We start from the raw sequence: 20,525 nt of genomic DNA, 5'->3' as shown, positions 1-20,525 counted from the left end.
TCAGCGGCACCAGGATTCGACGGTTCGGTTGAACGACGGGAACTCCTCGCGTGCGGCGGCCAGCACCTCGGCGGGCGTGCGGGGCTCTATACCGCTGTACTTCCGTGCCACGGCAAGCAGTTCGTCGTGCGGCACCCCGCTGTCGGACCCGAACTCGACGGCCTCCTGCGGCCCCACTCCGCCCGCGAGCAGCCACAGGAACTCGCCCAGGCTGCGCGCCACGATCCCGATCTCGCCCTCGGAACCGAAGAACGCCACCGGCTGCTCGACGAGCGGCTGCCCGGGCCGCACGAGCCAAAGGGTCGCGATCCCGCCCGTGCCGTCCTGCCCGAACATCCGGAACGCGTCGCCGTCGAGCTCCTTGTTGCCGGTCCACGACCTGATCCAGTCGGTGGTCTCCTCGGCGGAGTCGAACTCGTCGTACGGCTCGTAGTCGATGTTGCTCGGCGCCGGTTCCTCGGTCTTCTCGTTGTAGTCCCAGGGGAACTCGATGCCGCTCAACGCGACCAGCGCGGCGGGGAAGGTTCTGTCAGTGATCTCCACGCGCGCACGCTACAGACCGCCGGGCCTCCAGCGCGTCGAGGATCAGGCCGAGCCCGAAAGCGAAGTCGTCCGCGGGGGAGTAGCCGGACCGCGCGGTGTGCGCGGCGACCTCCTTCAGGTGCGGCAACTCGTCCGCCTGCTCCACGATCTCGCCGGCGACCTGCTCCACGTCGTCGGACGGCAGGCTCGCCTCCTGGATCACGAACCCGTAGACGTAGCTGTCGAGCAGCGAGACCGCGTGCACCGCCAACGCGACGGAGAACCCGGCCTGCCTCAGCACGCCGAGGACCGCGTTGTGGTGCGTCAGCGTCGGCGATCCGGGGTTGCGCCGGGAGTCGAGGAGCCCGAGAGCCCAGCTGTGTTGCGACAGCACGTCCCTCGCCGACGAAGACCGCGCCCGGAGCGCGTCACGCCAGTCCGGGGCGTCCGGTGGCAGGTCGATCAACGTGAACACCGCGTCGACCACGCCGTCGAGGAGCGCTTCCTTGTTCGGCACGTGGTGGTAGAGCGACATCGCCTCGACGTCCAGCTCCTGCGCCACCTTGCGCATGGAGATCGCCGAGACGCCGCCCTGGTCCGCGACCCGGATCGCGGCCGCGAGCACGCGGTCCCTGGTGAGTGCCTGCCGAGCCATGTTGACGAACCTTACACTCGTAAGGCAGCCTTACGGGTGTAAGGGAGGAGATCGAGATGCCCATGCCCAGATGGTGGGGACACATCAACAAGCGGGTGTTCAACCCGATCGCGCTCAAAGGCTCGAAATACCCGGTGCTCACGCACGTCGGCCGGTCGTCCGGCACGACCTACCGGACCCCGATGGACGCTCATCCGGTCGACGGCGGCTACCTGTTCGTGCTGGTCTACGGGTCGGGTTCGGACTGGGTCCGCAACGTGCTGGCAGCCGGCAAAGCAACGCTGCACGTCAACGGCGAGGAGATCGAGCTGGCCGCGCCCCGCGTCGTCGACGAGGCCGAGGCGTTCTCGGCGCTCGCCGACGACGTGAAGCGGCCACCGAAGTGGATCAGGATCAGCGAGTTCCTGCGGATGGACCTGGCACCGGCGTAGGGCCTTACGCCGCGATCCTCGCCGTGGTCGTCACGGCCGGGCTGCGCATCGCGACACCGAGCAGCAGCAGGCACAGCCCGTAGACGCCGACGCCGACCGCGAGCGACGTGGTGGCCGCCAGCCCGACCAGCAGCGTCGTCCACACGCCGGTCGCCAGCGGCACGTACCGGCGCCACCCCTGCCACACGCCGGCCTTGAGCGTGGTCACGCCGGTCATCAGGAACCCGACTCCGGTGAGGAGCGTGCCGAGCCCGAACAGCGCTCCCACCACCGCAGGTCCGCCTGCGTCCAACGTTTCCGAGCGGAACGGGATCGACGCCAGCTCGGCGACGAGGAGCGCTGCCGTGCCCGCCACGGCCAGCGCCCCACCACTGCGAGCGGCTCGGCTGGTGCCGGGGACGTCGCTGCGGGCGAACCCGAGCACGCCGACGAGCACCAGGGCGTGGAACACCGCGTACACCAGGCAGACGAGCACGAAGGTGTCGCCGGCCCACGGATAGCTCCACATCGTGTCCGGCACCGACGGCGTGACGACGAACTGGACCAGCGCGCCGGACAGAGCGGTCGCGGCGCCTCCGACGATGGCACTCAACGCGTACATGGTGACCTCCTGGAATCGGTTGCCAGGAAGCGTGCGGGCCGACGAGGGGTGCGGGCATCGGCGCGGACACCGAACCCGATGCAGTGCTAGCACTGTGGTCGACCCCTTCTCGAGCTGCGACGATGTTCCGGTGACGCTGCTGTTGCTCGCGCTGACCGTGATCGCGGAACTCGCCGCGGTCACCCTCGGATGGGGTCTCGAACCCCACTGGGACACGGTCATGTACGCGCTCTACGCGGTCGTGATGGCCGGCGCGGGCGCGTTGATCGCGCGGCGGAGCGTCATCGGCCGGCTGTTCCTGTGGTTCGCGTTGCTCAACGCCGTGACGGCCGACCTGTTCCAGGCGTGGGCACTGCGCGACCTGCCGGGCGGGCCGTACCTGGAGTGGGTCAGCTGGATCAGCTGGCTGCCCAGCGGCTTCGGCTGGATCCTCGTCTTCGTGTTGTTCCCGGACGGCCGCGCGGGCCGGTGGCGTCCGGTGCTGTGGGCGGGCGCCGCGGGAACGGTGCTCGGCATGGCGGGCTGGGGCCTCAGCCCTGGTCTGAGCCGCGACTTCTCCGACGGCCGCAACCCGCTGGCCGTCGAGGGTCCGCTGCCGGACGTGCTGATGTGGATCGGGATACCGCTCTTCCTGGGCGCGTTGTGCGCCTCGGTGCTGTCGCTGGTGATGCGGTTCAGGCAGTCCGAGGGCTTGCTGCGCCTGCAGATGAAGTGGTTCGTGTTCGCGGCCGCGCTCGCCGGGATCGTGCTGCCGATGGTGTTCGTGCTCTGGTACGTGACACCCCTCGCCGGGATGCTGGCCGCGGTGGTGCTGACTGGGCTCGTGCTCGGTGCGGCGGTGGCGATTCTGCGGTACCGGCTGTTCGACGTCGACGTCGTGATCAGCAGAACGATCAGCTATGGCCTGCTGACCGTGTTTCTGGCCGGGGTTTACGCGGTCACGGTCGTCGTGGTGGGTACTGCTGTGGGGAGAGGCTCGCAGTGGGCCACCGCGGCCGCCACTCTCGTGGCGGCGCTGGCGTTCCGGCCGTTGCGAGATCGCACACAAGATCTTGTCGACCGGCGGTTCAACCGCGCCCGCTACGACGCTCGCCGACGTATGACGGACTTCCTCGAAGCGTTGCGCGCGGGGAGAGCCGAGCCGGAGGACGTGGTGCCCACGTTGCGCTCAGTGCTGGGTGATCCGGAGCTCGACCTGTTCGTCTACCTGCCCGAGAGCCGTGAGCACGTCGACCTCGACGGCGTGGCGCGCGAGGTCACAAGCTCGAAAGTGGTGGTGGAGCGGGATGGCAGGCCCGTCGGCGTGGTCGTCCACTCGACACCGCACGCCGCTCTCGTCCGCGAGGTCGTGGAAACCGGCGGGCTGGCCGTCGAGATCGCCCGGTTGCGCGTGGAACTGCGTCGGCAGCTGGCCGAGGTGCGGGCGTCGAGGGCCCGGATCGTGGCGGCCGGTGACGCCGAACGCCGTCGCGTGCAACGGGATCTGCACGACGGTGCCCAGCAACGGCTCGTCGCGATCGGGCTGGCGTTGCGGCACGCCCAGCACCAGCTCACCACCAGCACTCCCGAGCAGGCCGGGCACACGATCGACGACGCCGTCGCGGAAGTCGCCGTCGCCATCCAGGAACTGCGCGACCTCGCCCACGGCCTGCAGCTCGACGGCGGACTCCGGCCCGCGTTCGACTCACTGGCCCGCCGCACGCCGCTGCACGTCGAGGTGCACGCGCCCGAGCAGCGGTTCGCCGAGAACGTCGAAGCCGCCGCCTACTTCGTGGGCTGCGAGGCTCTGACCAACGCGGTCAAGCACTCGCGCGCCACCACAGTCGCGCTGACGGTGACGCATCGGGGGAGAAACCTCGTGGTGACCGTGACCGACGACGGAATCGGGGGAGCGGCGCCGTCGGCGGGCAGTGGGCTGACGGGTCTGGCCGACCGGGTCGCCGCACTGGGCGGAACTCTGCGCGTCGACAGCGAACCAGGTGCCGGAACCACAGTCACCGCGGAGGTGCCGTGCGAGTCGTGATCGCCGAGGACCAGCGGTGTGGCTGGGCGGCGGGTGTGCCTGATGGTGGTGTGGCGGTTGTCCGGGAGGTGCCGTGCGAGTCGTGATCGCCGAAGACCAGGCGTTGCTGCGCGACGGCCTCGCCCGTCTGTTCGCGGACAGCGGCCACGAGGTCGTCGCCACCTTCGCCGATGCGACGGGGCTAGCGTCGGCGGTCTCTGCGCTCGCCCCGGACCTCGTGGTCGTGGACATCAGGATGCCACCGACGTTCACCGACGAAGGAGCCCGCGCGGCCCGATCCCTGAAGCAGTCCCACCCCGGTCTCGGCGTGCTCGTGCTGTCGCAGCACGTCGAGGGAACACACGTGGCCGAGCTGATCACCGAGCCCGGCTTCGGTTACCTGCTCAAGGATCGCGTGCTGGACGTGGCGGACTTCCTCGCCGCCGCGGACCGCGTCGCGCGTGGCGGGTCGGCGCTGGATCCGCACGTGGTCGCCGGACTGCTCGGCCGCGGCTCGCTCGCGATGCTGTCCGAACGCGAACGGACCGTGCTCGAACTGATGGCGCAGGGCCTCACGAACACCGGTGTCGCGAAACGGTTGCAGCTCAGCGAACGCACGGTCGAGGCGCACGTCCGGCACCTGCTGGTCAAGCTCGACCTGCCGTCCGATGAGGACGGTCATCGCCGCGTGCTCGCCGTGCTCGCCCACCTCAACGCGAAGCGCTGATCAGTCCGCCGTGGTCGCGAGCTTGCCCAGCGCGAGCCGGTTCGTGAGCCCGGTCTTGGTCAACAGGCTCGACACGTGCTTCTCCACCGTGCGCGGGGAAACGTGCAGCTGCGCGGCGATCTCGTTGTTCGCCAGCCGCGCGCCGAGCAGCCGCAGCACCTCGTACTCGCGCACGGTCACGCCGGACAGCCGCAGCTCATCCGGTACCTCGCCCGCACCGGTGCGGCGCTGCGTGACCCGCACACCCATCTGCCGCAGCTGAGCGCGGCACGCACCCGCCACCGCGGCGACTCCGTTGTCGTGGAAGTAGGCCTCGGCCGTGCGCAGCCAGGTTTCCGGGTCGCCCCAGCCATCTCGTGCGGCAGCCTCGCCGACCAGTCGCAGCCCCAGATGGCGTGCCATCGGGTAGAGCAGACCGACGTCAGCGCTTTCGGTGACTTCGTCGGCGTTCCTGGACAGAACCGCGGACGCCAGCAGCGCGAAGTGGTGGTCCCAGCGCAGTCCGGCTGCCGGGCTCGCGACGATCTCGTCGTACTCGGCCTGGGTGAGCGAGCCGTCCACCGCGCGCAGCAACAGATCCAGGCCGAGCCTGCCGGTCAGGTGATACGTCGTCGGGGTGGCGCGTTCGGCGGCCAGGGCGAGGTCCAGGTCCGCGCGCGCCCGCGGTCTGTCCTCCTCCAGCAACGAGCAGAACGTCGCCGCGAGCCCGTGCAGACGAGCCGTGTGCTGCTCGCCGCCCGGTTCACCCAACACGGACCAGGCTTCCGTCAACGTTGTCCGGTCGCCGCGATGCCCGGCCAGCACTGCGCGCAGCACGGCCATGAACTGGCCGATCTCCTGCAGTCCCAGTCGTTTCGCGGCCGATGACACCTCTTCGACCAGTGCGGAGGCCGCCGCGAAGTCGCCGCGCAGCACCAGTTGCAGGCCGATGTTGACCTCGGACTGGTAGCGCGCGATCACCGCGCCGATCCGCGAGGCGAGATCGCGGGCCTGCTCCAGCCTGGCGATCTCGCCGTCGCGCAGCGCGTCGTTCAAACCGAGACGCACCAACGCGTGGATCTCCCAGATGGGCAGGTCGTGCGCGATGGCGAAAGCCCTGCTGCGTTCCAGGTACGCGGTCGCCTGCGCCGGATCACGCCTGCGCGTCAACGCTCCGAGCAGCTGCCACGCCTGGCACGCGACGACGGGCAGCGGCACCCGTTCGGCCACGTTCGCCGCTCTCAACGCGACCGACTCCGCACGCTCCAGGCTGCCCGGCTCGGCGCGGTCCAGTTCCAGGTGCGCGGCCACGACGTCGATCGGTGCCGAAACCTCGGCGCAGGCGTCGTCTCCGAGCAAAGCGCGCGCGATCTCCACCTGTGCCAGGCCGTCTGACGTACGGCCGGCCAAGTTCGCCGCCCACGCCAGCTGGGTGTGCAGGCGGGCGCGGTGCGGGCGGTCGAGCCCCGAGCTGTCGAAGCTCATGGCGAGCGCCCGGTCCACCTGCCCCGCCTCAGTCAGTGCCAGCAGCTGGGCTTCGAGCGCCTCGAACCGTTGCACTGGGTCGTGGACGAGCTCCAACGACCGGTCCAGCAACGTCACGGCCGACTGCGCGGCACCCTGCGCCAGCGCCCGCCGACCGGCTTCCGCGTACTGGGAACCGGCTTCCGCGGTCTGCCCGGCCGCTTCGCGCAGTGTCGCGCACAGGTGACACCAGTCGCCGGGCACGCCGGGATAGCGCTTCTCCACCGCGTCCGCCGCCCGTCGCGCGAGATCCGCTTGAACCTCTTCTGGGATCAGCGTGAGCACCGCGTCCGCCACCAGCGCGTGCGTGAACAGGTACCAGTCGGGCGTGTGGTCGTCCGGCCCGATCAGGTGCGCCACCGGCTCGCTCTGCAGGTACCGCAGCAGGGTCCGGTAGTCGAGCCCGGTCACCTCGCGCACGACCGTCAGCGGGAACCTGAGGCCGATCACCGCAGCCACCGAGACGAACTCGCGGGCCTGGTCGTTCAGCCTGCCGAACCGCCCGGCGACGCTGTGCACCAAGGCCGACGGCGGCACCCCGGCGTCCGCCATTCGCCACACGTCGTCGGTGCGGACGAGCCGGCCGTCCGAGACGATCTCGTCGAGCAGCTCCTCGACGAACAGGGGGAGTCCACCACTGCCCGCCCACAGGAGATCCAGCGCCGGTGCCGGGAGAGCGCCTTCCAGACACGCGCCGGCGAGCGCGGAAACCTGTTGCTGCTTCAAGCGTCTGAGTTCGATGAGGCTGGCGGAGTCGCGTTTGCTGGTGGCGCGGGCGAACTCCAGCGCCGCGCTGTCCTCGTCGCGCATCGTCGCGATGAGCAGGGTCGGCTGGTGCGCGATGTTGTCGATGACGTACTCGAGCACCGCCAGCGTGTCCGGGTCCGCGTACTGCAGGTCGTCGATCACGACGGCGCATCCGCCTTTGCGCCCAACGAGTTCCGTCAACCGGAGCACACCCTCGGCGAGCACGATCAGCGAGCTGCTCGACGCGTCGTCCGTCGTGGTGCCCCAGTCCGGGTTGAGGCGTGCGAGCGCCGGCCGGTACGGGCCCAGCTCGTCGATGTCCACCGTGGTGCCCAGGCGTTGCAACGACAGCAACGCCTCGCTCAGGCACCGGAACGGGATCGTGCGGCTCATCGCGCTGCCACGGCCGCGCATGACGCTCATCCCGCTCTGGTAGGCGAGATCCGTCGCGGCGGAGGCGAGCCGGGACTTGCCGATCCCGGCCTCGCCGGTCAGGAACACCACCTGACCCCGCCCCGTAGCGACTTTCGCCAACGTCGTTCTGATCAGTTCCAGCTCATGCTCACGACCGACGACGACTGGTGCACGCAATGCCACCCGCACATGAGATCACGACACGCCACCTAAAGGTGATAAACGATCCGATAACGGGCGCGTCAGTTTTCCGGCCGACAGCACGTGGAACCGCTCCCACCGCCGTTCACGGACACGACGCTGTCGAGCACGACGTCGGCGTTCGCGGCAGTGCTAACCGCTGGAGCTGCGGCGATGGCGCTCGCGGAGAGGACGACACCGGTCAGCGCGGCGATCCGCAGCCCGATCTTCTTGGTGGTGGCGCGAACCGAGGCGGACTGGTCGTTGGTCTCCGGCAATCTCATTGCTTCTCCTGTTGATCGGTAACGGTTTCATCGGTGTTCCGGCAATTGCCGGAAGATCAAGGGGCCGGTTCGTGCCGCAGCACGGACGGCGTTTGTTCGGGAAATCCGAGGCGCAGCAGGCCGATCCCGATTCCGGCGAGTCCGGTCAGCAGACCCGGTGTCGGTACGCGGTCCGGCGTGACGCAGCGCGGCCCGTCGCGGCGCAGTGCCGCCAGCACTTCGCCCGTCCGGCGGTGCCTCGTGGCGGCGGACCAGCCGTGCACCGACACGTCCGCATGGCCGAGTTCCCCGTGGCACAAGGACAAGTCGTCGTCCGTCCATTCGGAAGCGTCGTGCTGGCACCACTGGACCGGGCTCGCCGGTTCGTCCTGGTAGCGGTCGGCCAGGTCTCGTGCGTCGGAGCAGCCGATCTCCTGGTCGAGCGCGCGCATGGCCGCCACGAGGCCGTGTTCCGGTTCGAACTCCGCTGCCGCTTCGGTGAGCGGCACGGTGGCACGGGCCCAGCGGGCGACCTCGTCGTCGTTGAGGAGCTTGGCGATGCGGGCGAGCGCATACCCGATGCCGGCGAACCCCGTGAGCCCGCCCGAGCCGACCGCGGCGATGAGGTCGTCGTTGCCTTTGAGTCCGTTGAGCAGATCTGGAACGGCATTCAACGCCTTGCGGGCGACGTCGGTGTAGCGGCAGACGTCGCTGATCCGGCCCAGTTGAGCGAGGAACAGCGCGACGCCGGTGTAGCCGTGGGCGAGTCCGGCGCCCATCGGCAGCACGAGCCAGCGGGTGTCGCCGACGGGTTCGAGGCCGATCCAGTTGATCCGGTCCGTGCCGAAGCTGGTCGTGACGATGCGGTCGGCCACGGAACACGCGGCGGACAGCACCTCGTCCGTGCCGACGAGGTGCTGGTGCACCCGTCCGTGACCCGCGCCCGTCACAGCGACGCGGCGGCTGGCCAGTGACGCGGCGATCACCCATTCCTGGTCTTCGCGGTCGAACTCGTCGAACCGGTCGAGGCAGGCGAGTGCGTCCTCCAGCCCCGAGTTCGTCACCGCGTTGCCGAGTTTTCCCTGCGCTGACTGGAGATCGTGGCCGTCCGCCCGTGCGGTGAAGAGCGGGATGTCGCCGGTGTCCAGCTCGCCGGCTTCGAGCTCGGCCAGACCGGGCAGGAAGTCGGTGGCACAGGCGGTTTTGAGCGCGTTGAGCCTGGTTTCGGCGTTCTGCAGGAACTCCGGCGCTCGGACGGCCGTGATGAGGTCGGCGTACTGGCGGGTGGGTCGCGGGACCACACGCACCTCAATGGACGCGTATCTCGTGAGGACTGCGGTGAACTCCTTGCGGTGGAGGGAGATCGCGTCGTAGGTGGTGCGGAACCCGGCGAGGAACGCGTCGGCGTGGTCGGCTGGTTCGACCGGTCGGCCCTGCCACGTCGGCCGGTTGGCGGCGCCTTCGGTGATCTCGTCGCTCGCGGTTTCCTGTCCCGCGTCGCCGCCGGCCGCGGAGATGTCGGTGAGGCCGTGCCGTCCCGCGATCGCCGGAAGGATGCCGGTGCGGGCGACCGAACGGCCCAGCGCGACGGTCGCCGGATCCGGCCGTTCGCCGGGAAGCTGGGACTGGAACAGGGTTTCCACGTCGATCAGCAGCGGCTGGTCGGCGCGGGTGATCATGTTCTGGTGGTGCATGTCGGTCGCGCGGACCAGGTGCAGCACGGCGAGCAGCCCGCCGAGCCGGTGGTAGTACGTGGTGGCATCGGGGCTGGGCAGCGGTGCCGGTTCGACGTGCTCGGTCCAGCCGTGGCCGCCGGAGTCTTCGCACTTGACGGTGGCGAGGCCGAGGTCGACGAGGTCGTTGACCAGCTCGATCACCCGCGACAGCGCCAGGTGCGCCTGGACGCCACGTGGCTTGTAGACCACGCGTTGCCCGTCGGCCAGTTCCAGGATCGCGGTGGCCCGTCCGCCCTGATGGCGGTCACCTGCCGGTCGGATGGCCTGAACCCTCGCCTTGGTCTTGAGCAACGTGACGGTGAGGCGGTCCTGGTCGGCCGCGTATCGCGTGGCGATCTCCGTGATGGTGTCGACCGCGGTGTCGCGTTCCCTGTCCAGTTCCCGGATCAGCACGGGGTAGTCGGTGATCGGCTGGTGTGTGGCGAGCACGGGCGTCGCGAGCCGGACGAGCCGCGTCGTGAGGTGTCGCGCGGTCTCGGCCACTAATGCTTTCGGATCAACGGCTTCCCGGGGCAGCGCGGCCAGGTTGCGGTGCAGACGGGCGCTCGCCGCATCCACCCACGGGGCCACGACGTGCGCGAACACGTCCGTGGGAGCGGGTGTGACGCGGCAGGCGATCTCCATGACACGAAGCGTGCCAGTGGATCACCGCCGGGTCATGGGTGGAGAACACCACCATTGGCGTCGGCGTACGTAGTGGTCCCTACGCATCGGGTCGTGTGCCGCTCGCGCCTCGGTTGAGTCTTTGCCGTTCTTGTTGCGGGTTGTACCGGGTTTGATCTGCGGCTTCCGAATGGTGGTGGCCGCCACGGATGAGATTCGCGGCCCCAGACGGGAGATTTCTCTCGGGCCGCAACGAGGTCCGAAACACCAACAACACGGAGGTGCATTCACATGGAGAAGATCGTGGACGCGAACGACCTGCTGACCATGGGCTTCGAGGACGACGCGCTGCTGATGGAGGACAACTCCCTCTGCACGCTGTGCTCCTGGACCCAGAGCCAGAACTGACCGGATCCCCGGTGATGCGGTGGGCCGCCGTCGCGCGGCCCACCGCAAGTCCCTTCTCAGGCAGGTGATTCTCATGCGACGACGCGTGGCCGCCGACCCGATCCGGCGCGGGGTGGGAGACCTGGCGAGCTCCAGCGCCGACACCTACACCGTGCGCGGCGAGCCCTACTGGTGGCACTTCGACCCGGTGTCCTCTCTGCCTCTGCTCCGGCAGGGCTGGAAGATCCACGTGAGCGCCTCCGTCTCGGATGCTCCCGAGGTCCTGCGCCGCGTCGCCGCGATCGTCCTGCCCCTGGGCCTGCGCTGGAAGGTCGCGCGCTCGCTGGAAAAGCTGATGGACCTGAGCTCGCCGCCGTCGCCGCTGACGCAGTCCGGCAAGTTCATCACCATCTACCCGGACTCCTCCGTCCTGGAGCTCGCGTCCTCTTTGGACACGGCGACCCGCGAGTTCTCCGCGCCCGTCGTGCCGTCCGACCGGCGGTTCGGCCCTCACAGCAACGTCTACCTGCGCTACGGCGCCTTCTCGGCCTCGAGTGTCTTCGATCCGGTCGAGCAAAGCCTTCGGCACGTGCTGGTCTCACCGGCCGGCCGTCGCGTCGAGGACAAGCGCGCTCCCGGTGTCGCCGCGCCCGACTGGGTGGACGACCTGGTGCCGGTCGCGCCGCGGCCGTTCCTCGAACGACCCGGGACCGGCCTGTTCGGACGCGAGATCGTCGTCGACGGTGTGTTGCGCCAGTCGGTGAAGGGCGGGGTGTTCCGGGTTCGGTACCGGGGCGCGCCGGCTGTTTTGAAGGAAGCCCGGATCGGGACCACGCCAGATCGTCTCGGGCGCGACTCGCGGACCGCTCTGCGCAACGAGTGGGATCTGTTGCGTTCGTTGAGCGGAACCGGTCTGGCGCCTGAGCCGTTGGCGTTCTTCCACCAGGAGGACAACGCGTACCTGGTGCAGGAGTTCCTGCCCGGCCGGACGCTGCGTGCCGAGGTGGAGCGCCTGAACTACCGGTCAGTCGTGTCCCCGACTCGGCTGGTGGAGTTGCTGTTCCGTGTTCACCAGCTGGTCGGCTCGGTGGAGTCGTACGGGGTTCGGTTGCTCGACCTGACGCCGAACAACATCATGGTCGACGGGTCGCGGCTCGCCGTGATCGACCTGGAGCACGCAGGGCTGGTCGACTCGCCCGAGCCGCCTTTCGTCGCGCACACGCCCGGCTATGTGCCGCCGTCGGCGCCTTGGGCTGCTTCCACGGAGTACGCGCTGGCGGCTATCGACCACTACGTGCTGACGGGCATCGACCCGTTCCTGGGCAGGGACGTCCGGTACGCCGACCACCTGCCCGCGGTGTTGCGCGCTTTCGCGCCCATCGATCTCGAGCCGACCGTGCTCGATGACATCTGGCGGAATCTGGGCACTGCGACACCATCAATGCCATCTGGCGCCGACCGCGTCGTCGAGGAGGCCGTCGAAGCAGGCGAGGAACTGGTCAAGCTCACCGAGTGGGACCGCCACCCCTGGCCATGGCCCCAACGCTGGGCACCGGGCTCCATGCACCCCGCGAGCTTCATGGCGGGCACGACCGGCATCGCCCGCTACTACCTCGACCTCTGGGAAGCCACCGGCGACCGCGCCTGGCTGCACCACACCGACGAACTCCTGACCTGGACCGTCGAGAACAACCCGGTCGTTCCCGGCCAGACCCCGCCAGGTCTGTACTTCGGCCTCGGCGCGCTCCCGTGGCTGATGACCGACCTCGCGCAAGCCGGCCACGAACCCGAGCTGTGGCTCAAAGAGGCCCGCAGGCGAAGCGACGAGATGAACACCATCGAGGTCCACGGCCACGACATCACCCACGGCTGGGCGGGCATCGGTCTCACCAAGATCGCACTGCACCAAGCCACCAATGAAGGCGACGAAGAGATCAGGGCGATCATCGCCAAGATCCTCAGCGGAGTGCAGACGCAGGACGGCCTGCCCGCCTGGCCGAACAACTTCCACGGCTTCGCCCACGGCAGCGCGGGCATCGCGTACTTCCTGCTGCACGCGGGCAGAGCGGTCGACGACCCCGTGGCCATCGACCTGGCCATCGCCACCGGCAAAGCCCTGCTCAGCCAAGCGATCCCCGCCGGCGAAGGCCTGTCGTGGCAGCACAAGCCGGGCCAGGACACGGTGTGGTCCCACTGGTGCAACGGCGCGGCCGGCGTCGGCATCCTGCTCAACGCCCTCGCCACCCACACCGGAGACGAGGAACTGAAGCAAGGCGCGCGGCAAGCCGGCAGGGCGATCACGACCGCGAGGCCGTTCGGGAGTACGTGCCGGTGCCACGGACTGGCCGGTGATGGCGACTTCCTGCTCGACCTCGACGAGCCCGAGTTCCACGACGGCGCTGTCCACATCGGACGGAAGCTGGACGCGTTGCGGTTCCGGCAGGGGTTCGCCGTCAAGTGGGCGCCGGAAGGGCTCGGGGCGCCGCGGCCCGACTACATGCGCGGGTACACGGGCGTGCACGCGTTCCGGCTCAGGCTCGCGGGGTACGTCGCCCGTTCGCCGCTGACCTTGCGACTGGAGGAGAAGTGACCCTCACCGACCTCCTGGTCCACGAGATGGTCGTGGACTGGGGCCTGAACCGTCGGCTCGTGACGACCCGGCGAGGCGAGACCGTGTTCGAGTGCGTGGTGCGACCGGCGCAGGGAATCCACTACGTGACGGAGTGCCTGCCACAACGCCAGAACAGCGCGGAACATCTCGCCAGGGCGCTCAACTACCTGGGGCAACAGGGGATCACGGACGTCATCGTCGTCCACCCCGAGACGTGGGACGTCGCAGGAACCGACTGCGGCCGGATCGTGCCCATGTGGTTGCGGCTCGACCCCGAGATGATCGCCTCGTTCGAACGCGTGCTGCCCATCGGGTACCAGGTGGAGCCCTACAGCGACGACGTGCCGCAGGACCGGAGCGTGTTCGAGGAGATCGGCCGAGGCCAGTACGGGCCGCTGATCCCCGAAGCGAGCCTGCGGATCGTCGCGGACGGCCGAACCAGAGGCGCGATCGCGGTCACCGAGGACCGGGGTGTGCCGCTCATCGGGCACCTCGTGGTCGAAGAAGCGAAAAGAGGAGCAGGGCTCGGCAGGACGTTGCTGGTGCGCGGCCTGCTCGGGCTCGCGGACGCCGGGTACGTCGACTGCCGCCTCAACGTCATGGCCGGCAACTTCGCCGCCCGCAGGCTGTACCGGTCGATCGGCTTCGTGCAGGACCGCGCGACGCTCAAGGCGAGCCGGGTGACGTCATGAGCGTGACGGTGCTGTCGGTCGAGTCCGCGTGGATTCCCGGCGTGCTCGCGGACCTGCGCGCGCGGTACGGCCACGTCCGGTACTACCTGTCGGCCGGACGTCCCGTCTGGTTGCACGGACCTGAGACACCCCAAGATCTCACCACCGCGATCCTGCGCTGCCACGACGAACGCGAGGCACGGTTCCGGGCCGAGGTCCGGGCCGTGCGCGAGTGGTTGGCGGAGGGCGGAAAACGGGCTGTGGTCGTCGAACTGTTCGACGCCCCGACCCACGACGACGTGCGCTTCCTCCAAGAGTGCCGCATGCGACTGGTGCGCGGCGAAGCACAGTCGATCACGGTGCTGCGCCACATCCGCGCCACTCTCCCCACCGAGGGCGACGAGATCCTGGCGATGCTGAAACTCGCCGGCGGATCGGTGCTGGAAGCGGAACTCCGCCGCTGGCAAGCAGACCACGGCTGGGACGACGAGCTCGTCCGCACCGTTACGTCCACAAGGGACGGTCGACGCACGTACGCCACCCCGGTCCGACGCCCGCTGCCGTTCTCGCCCGAACTGGCGGCGGAGATCGAGGCGCCACCGCTGTCGACGGCCGCCCTGCTAACCGACCCGGTCCGAGCACTGAACGCCTTCACCGCCGGTGCCGCAGCGGAAGCCGCTGGTCAGGGACGCGTGCTGTCCAGGTACGCGGGCAACCTGTTCCGGCTCTCACCGAACAGGGAGACCGCCAGCGCTTACCTGGCCGCACTGGTCGCCGACCGCCGCAGGGTTTCCGGCACGCTCGCCGATCTCGTCCTCGCCCAAGCCGGGAAGTGGGACGTCGAGCCGAGCAACAGGGCCCTGCTCGCCTACAGCCTCGGCCAGCTCCTCGCCAAGGACCAGGACCCGGCAGTGCGCGCCTCGGCCGCTAGGTGCTTCGAACACGCCCGCGATCTCGACGTGCCGACAGCCCAGGTAGCCGCGTCGTTCAACGGTGCCGCTCTCGCGTTGTACCGGGATCGGGACCTCGACGGCGCGGTGACGAGCATGCGGACCGCACTGGAACTCCTGCAAGAAACCCCGGCCGACCAACAGGTTCAGCTCCTCACCAACCTCGCCAAGCTCCGCCGCGGCACCCCCGAGGCCACCGATCTGTACCGCAAGGCGTGGGCGGCCGCGGCAGACCTCACCACCGCCACCTACGTCGCATCCGACCTCGTCCGCGCGCTGCTCGACGCCGACGAGGACGCCGAGGCGGAAGCCGTCGCGACCCGCCTGCTGGACCTGTTCGACCAGGCCGCGGACACCGGCCAGGCGAGCGAGAAGGCCGTGTCCGCGGTGTGCTTCCGGTTGGCGGACAAGCGACTCGCGGCCGGCGTCACGGCGGAAGCCGCCCGCTGGTACCTCGCGGCGGTGAGCCGGATGCGCCGCGGCGCACCGGAGCTCGTCGACACCATCCTGGGCAACCTCGGCGAACAGCCACCCGCACTGGTCGAGCAACGCGACGCACACGCGGTGATCCAAGCCGACCTGCGCGCGTTGAAGGGCCTGCTGGCCGGTGCCGCATGATCGCGGAGTTCTCCCTCAAGGGTGACCGCCTGGCCGTCACGCGCCCAGGCGAGGTCGGCGTCGGCACCCTGACCGAGATCGACTGGCTGCCGGTCGGCGACTGGCACCTCGTCGGCTGGGCGACGCCGGACCTGGTCGCGTTGCGCCGCAGGGGCGAGCTCGGCCTCCTGGACACCGGCCGCCGGATGCTGGCCTCGACGCATCCGGTGGTCGGCCGCACCCTCCGCTTCAACGGAGAGGAAGCCCTCGTCGCCGTCGTGCGCAACGGCCGCCCGGTGCTGTGCGTGCACAGGCCGTCGACCGGCACCTATCAGGTTCTCGACGCCACCGAAGGCGTGACGTCGGCAGCCGCCTGGAACGACAACACGATCGTCCTCACCAAGGACCGCAAGGTCGTGCTGGTGCGGTACGACGACACCGCGAGCGAGCAGGTCACCGCGATCGAGGCCGTGTCGGCGACCGGTGACGGGACGCTGGTTGCATTGACGGCCGAAGGCGAAGTACCTGGCGTTCTGGATCTGAACAGCAACGACGTGCGCTGGTTCGCGCCAGGCAGCTCCGGCGTCGCGGTTTCCCCGTCCGGCCTGCTCCTCACGATGTCCTGGACCGACCACCGCTACCGCTACCAGGTGCTCAACCGCGACGGCGAAGTCGTCGGCACCCCCGTCCCCGACCACGGCATCGCCACCGAGCTGACGTTCACCGCCGACGAACGCCACCTCCTCGGCCGCCACCAGTCCCCGGCGGCCTCGCCCGTGCTGGCCCGCTGGGACATCCACAGTGGACAGATGCAGGAACTGCCCGGCCAGCGACGCAAGCAGGTCGCCGTCCGCTGGCAGCACTCACCGCATTCCCCGGAATGGCTCTACGAACCGGAAACCGGCGGCCACGGCGGTACCGTCCTGCACCTGCACGGCGGCCCGCGCAGCCAGCTCCGGCAGATCCACGAACCGATGATCGCCGCGCTGGTCGAGGCCGGCTGGACCGTCATCGGCATGAACTACCCCGGCAGCTCCGGCTACGGCGACGAGTTCCGGGACGTCGTGGTCGGCGACTGGGGCGGTGCCGACGTGGCCGCGGTGACCGAACGCCTGCACGAACTGCGGCGCGACCACCCGGTCTGTCTGTACGGACAGAGCTACGGCGCCTACCTGGCACTCCTCGCCGCCGCAGCGGAACTGGTCGACGCCGTCGCGGTGTGGGCCCCGGTCACGGACCTGCCGCAGTTGCTGGAGTCGGCCACGGGACTGCACCGGCAATGGCTGCGCACCGAACTCGCCGGGCTCGCCGGCGACCAGCGCGAACTCGAGGCCCGCAGCCCGATCAACCGGCCGTTCACCGCGCATCACCTGCTGATCGGGCACAGCAAGGGCGACGAGCGGGTGCCGGTCGAGCAGTCACGGCGGTTCGTGGAACGGCAAGGGGCCGACCGGTACCTGGAACAGCCTGGCAACGGACACGAGCCCGCCGACATGGACACGTGGAGTTCGGCCGTGGTGGAACACTTCAGAGAGGTGCTGGCGTGATCACACTCCTCTGGCGATCGTCCCGCTGGCGGTTCGCACTGTTCTGCGTCCTTGCGGCACTCCAAGGTCTCGCACCCGCCGCTGCGATCGCCGCGTCCGGCGTCCTGGTCTCCGGCTTGCCGGGCAACCCGAGCCAAGCTCTCCAAGGACTCGCCCTGTTCGGCGCAGCACTGCTCACCGGCACCGTGCTCTCTGCCGTCCTGGACCACGAATCCGCCGTTCTCGACGGCAGGTTCGCCAAGGCCATCCACGAAACCGTGGCCAGAGCGACTCTGCGCACGGACGTAGAACGCCTGGTAGAACCGAAAACTACCGGCGAACTGGGCGCACTGGCCGAGTTCGAGCGAGTCGACGGATTTGTGGGCACCGCGACAGCGTTGCGAGAGCTTCTTCGCCAACGCGCGACGGGCATCGGCGCGGCGGTGGTGCTCGCGACGTTCGCGTGGTGGGCGCCGTTGGTCATGTTCCTCGGCTGGCGCGGCCTCAGCGCGGGCGTCCGCAAGTGGCTCGACCACGGCATGAACCTCGGCGCCCAGCAAGGCGAACAGGCCATGCGTCGCGCCCGTTACCTGCGCGGACTGGCGGTCGACAGCCCGGCGGCCAAGGAGATCCGCGTGTTCGGGCTGGCTGGCTGGCTCGTCCCGCTCTACCGCGACGCCTACCGGGCAGCGCTGGAAGTCGTCTGGGCAGGCAGGAAGCTCGGAATGCGCACGGTCCTCGCCGCTACGGCCGGGGTGCTCACAGCTCACCTCATCGTCCTCACCACGATCGCCCAAACCACGACCACACCAGCGGAAATCGTCGTGTACGCCCAAGCCGTGCTGTCCACCAGCGCGCTCGGCTACGTCTTCGGCGCGGAGATCCCGCTGGCCCGCGCCCGCAAGGTCGCCGACCTGGCCCGGAACCTCGCAGACCGCCTGGCCACGACCCCGAAGATCCTCAACCGAGCCCAGGCCATCGAACTGAAGAACGTCCATTTCAGCTACCCCGGCAAGAAGGTTCTCGACGGCCTCACCCTGACCGTCCCCAAAGGACAGTCGCTCGCGATCGTCGGCGAGAACGGCGCCGGCAAGAGCACACTGGTCAACCTCCTCTGCGGCATCTACCAGCCCCAGCAGGGCGAGATCGCGATGCCGGGCGAGGTCAGCGCGATCGTCCAGCGCTTCACCAGGTTCGAGCTCTCGCTGCGGGACAACATCGGTTTCGGAGAAGGCGACACCGCGAAGGCGCTCGACAAAGCAGGCGGCTCAGGGCTGCTCGACGACCTCCCGCACGGCTGGGACACGGTGCTGTCGTCGGCCCATCCGAACGGCCGCGACCTCTCCGGCGGTCAGTGGCAGAAGGTCGCGCTGGCCAGGGCGCTGCTCGCGGTGGAGAAAGGCGCCGAGGTGCTGATCATGGACGAACCCAGCGCCAACCTCGACGTGCTCGCGGAGGAAGAACTGTTCGCCAAGTTCAGCGAACTGACGGCGGACATGACGACGATCCTCGTGTCGCACCGGCTCGCGTCCGTCCGCCACGCCGACCGAATCGTGGTCATCGCCGGCGGCAGGATCGCCGAGGACGGCACGCACGTCGAGCTGATGGCGGAAAACGGTCGCTACGCCGCGATGTACTCGTTGCAGGCAGAAAGGTTCGCGAGCCATGCGTGAGATCCGCGTCCTCGTCGCGACCGCTTGGAGAACAGACCGCCGCCTGACCGCGGCCATGATCGCCGAACCTCTCGGCAACACCCTCGTGCTCATGTCCGGTCTGTGGCTGGCCATGCTCACCAACGGCGTGATCCAGAACGACCCGCGCCAGGTGATCATCGGCATCGGTGCGTTGGTGCTGGGCGCCGGACTCGGCTGGCAGCTCGACCTCTCGGCCAGCCAGTGGCGCATGGTGCTGGGGGAGAAGGTCGCGCACGCCTTCGACACCGAGATCGCCAGGCTCAACGCCGAACTTCCCACCCTCGACCACTTCGAACGCGCCGAGCACCAGGACCAGCTGGAGCTGCTGCGGCAACGGCAGGGCCAGCTCGGCAACTCGATGAGCGCCCTCGCCGTCACGGTGAAGGCGATCTGCGCCGGCCTCACCGTGCTGATCCTGCTGGCGGTGGCGCACCCGGCGATGCTCGGGCTGGTGCTGCTCGCCCTGCCCGCGCTGCTGATCACCAAGACCCAGCAGCGCTGGCGCAAACAGGCGGAGGACGAGTCCGCGCTACCCGGCCGTACCGCCCGCCACCTCCGCGCGGTCGCCCAGGACCGGGACGCGGCAGTGGAAATCCGCCTGTTCGGGCTGGCCACCAACCTCGAACGCCGCATCGACACCCTGTGGCGGCAACAGCGCCAACCGATCGAGGACGCCGAACGCAAGGTCGCGCTCACGTCCCTCGCCCAGCAGCTCCTGTACGTGACGGGCGTGATCACCGCCGTCGGTTTCGTGCTGTACCAAGCAATCGAGGACAAGGCAGCACCAGGCGACGTCGTGCTCGCGCTCTACCTCAGCCAGCAGGTCCAGACCGCTGTCCTGTGGCCGATCCAGGCCGTCACGGGCTTCGGCCGCACCCTCCAGACGGTCAGCCGCTACCTGTGGCTCGTCGACCGCGCAGCCACAGCGACCCCGACCGGCCGACTCGAAGCACCAGAGGAGATCAAGGACGGCATCCGGCTGGAGAACCTCTCGTTCCGCTACCCAGGCACCGAGAGGTGGGTGCTGCGCAACGTGAACCTGACCATCCCGGCTGGAAGAACCTTGGCTGTCGTGGGGGAGAACGGCGCTGGCAAGACCACCCTCGTCAAGCTTCTGACCAGGATGTACGAGCCCACCGAAGGCCGGATCACGGTGGACGGCGTCGACCTCGCTGAGCTCGACCTCGACCAGTGGCGCAACCGACTCGCGGCAGCCTTCCAGGACTTCGCCCGCTTCGAGCTCACCGTCCAGCACGCGGTCGGCGTCGGCGATCTGCCCAACCTCGACGACACCGCCCATGTCCGCAACGCCATCACCAGGGCCAATGCCGACGTCCTCCCGCAGGACGCCCAGCTCGGCACGTCGTGGGGCGGCACAGACCTCTCCACCGGCCAATGGCAACGACTCGCGCTCGCCCGCGGCCTGGCCAGAACCCCGCTGGTGCGGTTCTTCGACGAACCGACCGCGAGCCTGGACGCGTTCACCGAGGACGGCTTGTTCCGCGCCATGGCCAACGCGTCGGACGCTGTGATCACGATCCTCGTCACGCACCGGTTCTCCACGGTCAGGTCAGCTGACCTCATCGTCGTGCTCGCCGACGGGGGAGTAGCGGAACACGGTTCACACGAGGCACTCCTCGCCCAGAACGGCCGGTACGCGCGGCTCTACCGGTCGCAGGCGGACGCGTTTGCCGATTAACTTGCC

The 20,525-nt window shown here is 69.3% G+C and carries 15 protein-coding genes; 9 read left to right on the top strand and 6 right to left on the bottom strand.

The genetic code is table 11. From position 1 onward, the window contains the following. Both AB0M24_RS04940 and AB0M24_RS04935 read right to left on the bottom strand, forming a co-directional pair. Positions 1–543 carry an SMI1/KNR4 family protein gene (locus AB0M24_RS04940; protein WP_363761152.1) on the bottom strand — a complete coding sequence of 181 codons (543 nt, stop codon included), beginning with the start codon at positions 541–543 and terminating at the stop codon, positions 1–3. Continuing rightward, a complete protein-coding gene (locus tag AB0M24_RS04935) occupies positions 530–1,177 on the bottom strand; it encodes a TetR/AcrR family transcriptional regulator (protein WP_363761150.1) in 648 nt (215 codons plus the stop codon). Before AB0M24_RS04935 ends, AB0M24_RS04940 begins: the two co-directional genes overlap by 14 nt. A 56-nt stretch (positions 1,178–1,233) precedes the next feature. On the opposite strand from AB0M24_RS04935, the gene AB0M24_RS04930 reads away from it, so the two are divergent. Continuing rightward, the gene (locus AB0M24_RS04930) at positions 1,234–1,608 is read left to right on the top strand and encodes a nitroreductase family deazaflavin-dependent oxidoreductase (protein WP_363761148.1); all 375 of its coding nucleotides are present in this window, start codon (positions 1,234–1,236) and stop codon (positions 1,606–1,608) included. 4 nt (positions 1,609–1,612) lie between these two features. Here AB0M24_RS04930 and AB0M24_RS04925 read toward each other — a convergent pair whose 3' ends face one another. Further along, positions 1,613–2,209 (bottom strand): hypothetical protein, encoded by a 597-nt coding sequence (locus AB0M24_RS04925; protein WP_363761146.1) that lies wholly within the window; start codon positions 2,207–2,209, stop codon positions 1,613–1,615. A 130-nt stretch (positions 2,210–2,339) separates the two neighbouring features. Here AB0M24_RS04925 and AB0M24_RS04920 point away from each other — a divergent pair, with 130 nt between their 5' ends. Beyond that, on the top strand, positions 2,340–4,232 hold the full coding sequence (locus AB0M24_RS04920) for an ATP-binding protein (RefSeq protein WP_363761144.1): 1,893 nt from the start codon (positions 2,340–2,342) through the stop codon (positions 4,230–4,232). 73 nt (positions 4,233–4,305) lie between these two features. Further along, entirely contained in the window at positions 4,306–4,938 is a 633-nt protein-coding gene (locus AB0M24_RS04915; protein WP_363761142.1) for a response regulator transcription factor, read from the top strand. On the opposite strand, the gene AB0M24_RS04910 is transcribed toward AB0M24_RS04915, so the two are convergent. Genes AB0M24_RS04910 through AB0M24_RS04900 form a run of 3 tightly spaced genes read right to left on the bottom strand, consistent with a single transcriptional unit; the run spans position 4,939 to position 10,405 of the window. Then, a complete protein-coding gene (locus AB0M24_RS04910) occupies positions 4,939–7,785 on the bottom strand; it encodes an AAA family ATPase (protein WP_363761140.1) in 2,847 nt (948 codons plus the stop codon). A gap of 59 nt (positions 7,786–7,844) precedes the next feature. Next, entirely contained in the window at positions 7,845–8,066 is a 222-nt protein-coding gene (locus tag AB0M24_RS04905; protein ID WP_363761138.1) for a hypothetical protein, read from the bottom strand. 56 nt (positions 8,067–8,122) lie between these two features. After that, entirely contained in the window at positions 8,123–10,405 is a 2,283-nt protein-coding gene (locus AB0M24_RS04900) for a type 2 lanthipeptide synthetase LanM family protein (RefSeq protein WP_363761136.1), read from the bottom strand. A gap of 460 nt (positions 10,406–10,865) precedes the next feature. On the opposite strand from AB0M24_RS04900, the gene AB0M24_RS04895 reads away from it, so the two are divergent. The 6 genes from AB0M24_RS04895 to AB0M24_RS04870 are packed head-to-tail and all read left to right on the top strand — an operon-like array spanning position 10,866 to position 20,519. Continuing rightward, a complete protein-coding gene (locus AB0M24_RS04895) occupies positions 10,866–13,361 on the top strand; it encodes a lanthionine synthetase LanC family protein (RefSeq protein WP_363761134.1) in 2,496 nt (831 codons plus the stop codon). Further along, the gene (locus AB0M24_RS04890) at positions 13,358–14,074 is read left to right on the top strand and encodes a GNAT family N-acetyltransferase (RefSeq protein WP_363761132.1); all 717 of its coding nucleotides are present in this window, start codon (positions 13,358–13,360) and stop codon (positions 14,072–14,074) included. Before AB0M24_RS04895 ends, AB0M24_RS04890 begins: the two co-directional genes overlap by 4 nt. Beyond that, positions 14,071–15,621 carry a hypothetical protein gene (locus AB0M24_RS04885; RefSeq protein WP_363761130.1) on the top strand — a complete coding sequence of 517 codons (1,551 nt, stop codon included), beginning with the start codon at positions 14,071–14,073 and terminating at the stop codon, positions 15,619–15,621. Before AB0M24_RS04890 ends, AB0M24_RS04885 begins: the two co-directional genes overlap by 4 nt. Beyond that, positions 15,618–17,147, top strand: a complete 1,530-nt coding sequence (locus tag AB0M24_RS04880; RefSeq protein WP_363761129.1) for an alpha/beta fold hydrolase — start codon at positions 15,618–15,620, stop codon at positions 17,145–17,147. The genes AB0M24_RS04885 and AB0M24_RS04880 overlap by 4 nt, the downstream gene beginning before the upstream one ends. Next, positions 17,144–18,799, top strand: coding sequence for an ABC transporter ATP-binding protein (locus AB0M24_RS04875; protein WP_363761127.1), 1,656 nt, complete (start codon positions 17,144–17,146; stop codon positions 18,797–18,799). The genes AB0M24_RS04880 and AB0M24_RS04875 overlap by 4 nt, the downstream gene beginning before the upstream one ends. Further along, complete coding sequence (locus AB0M24_RS04870) at positions 18,792–20,519, top strand: ABC transporter ATP-binding protein (RefSeq protein ID WP_363761125.1); 1,728 nt, start codon at positions 18,792–18,794, stop codon at positions 20,517–20,519. Before AB0M24_RS04875 ends, AB0M24_RS04870 begins: the two co-directional genes overlap by 8 nt. Positions 20,520–20,525 lie beyond the last annotated feature (6 nt).

It is taken from the genome of Lentzea sp. NPDC051838, from assembly GCF_040681245.1.
Classification (GTDB): Bacteria; Actinomycetota; Actinomycetes; order Mycobacteriales; family Pseudonocardiaceae; genus Lentzea.
Note: the sequence above shows the minus strand (reverse complement) of the source record. Positions and strands in the feature narration are given on the sequence as shown.

Excerpts from the sequence above, each read along its gene's own strand:
- AB0M24_RS04935 (WP_363761150.1), bottom strand. The coding sequence starts at position 1,177 with ATGGCTCGGCAGGCACTCACCAGGGACCGCGTGCTCGCGGCCGCGATC.
- AB0M24_RS04880 (WP_363761129.1), top strand. The coding sequence starts at position 15,618 with ATGATCGCGGAGTTCTCCCTCAAGGGTGACCGCCTGGCCGTCACGCGC.
- AB0M24_RS04895 (WP_363761134.1), top strand. The coding sequence starts at position 10,866 with ATGCGACGACGCGTGGCCGCCGACCCGATCCGGCGCGGGGTGGGAGAC.
- AB0M24_RS04925 (WP_363761146.1), bottom strand. The coding sequence starts at position 2,209 with ATGTACGCGTTGAGTGCCATCGTCGGAGGCGCCGCGACCGCTCTGTCC.
- AB0M24_RS04900 (WP_363761136.1), bottom strand. The coding sequence starts at position 10,405 with ATGGAGATCGCCTGCCGCGTCACACCCGCTCCCACGGACGTGTTCGCG.
- AB0M24_RS04885 (WP_363761130.1), top strand. The coding sequence starts at position 14,071 with ATGAGCGTGACGGTGCTGTCGGTCGAGTCCGCGTGGATTCCCGGCGTG.
- AB0M24_RS04870 (WP_363761125.1), top strand. The coding sequence starts at position 18,792 with ATGCGTGAGATCCGCGTCCTCGTCGCGACCGCTTGGAGAACAGACCGC.
- AB0M24_RS04905 (WP_363761138.1), bottom strand. The coding sequence starts at position 8,066 with ATGAGATTGCCGGAGACCAACGACCAGTCCGCCTCGGTTCGCGCCACC.
- AB0M24_RS04930 (WP_363761148.1), top strand. The coding sequence starts at position 1,234 with ATGCCCATGCCCAGATGGTGGGGACACATCAACAAGCGGGTGTTCAAC.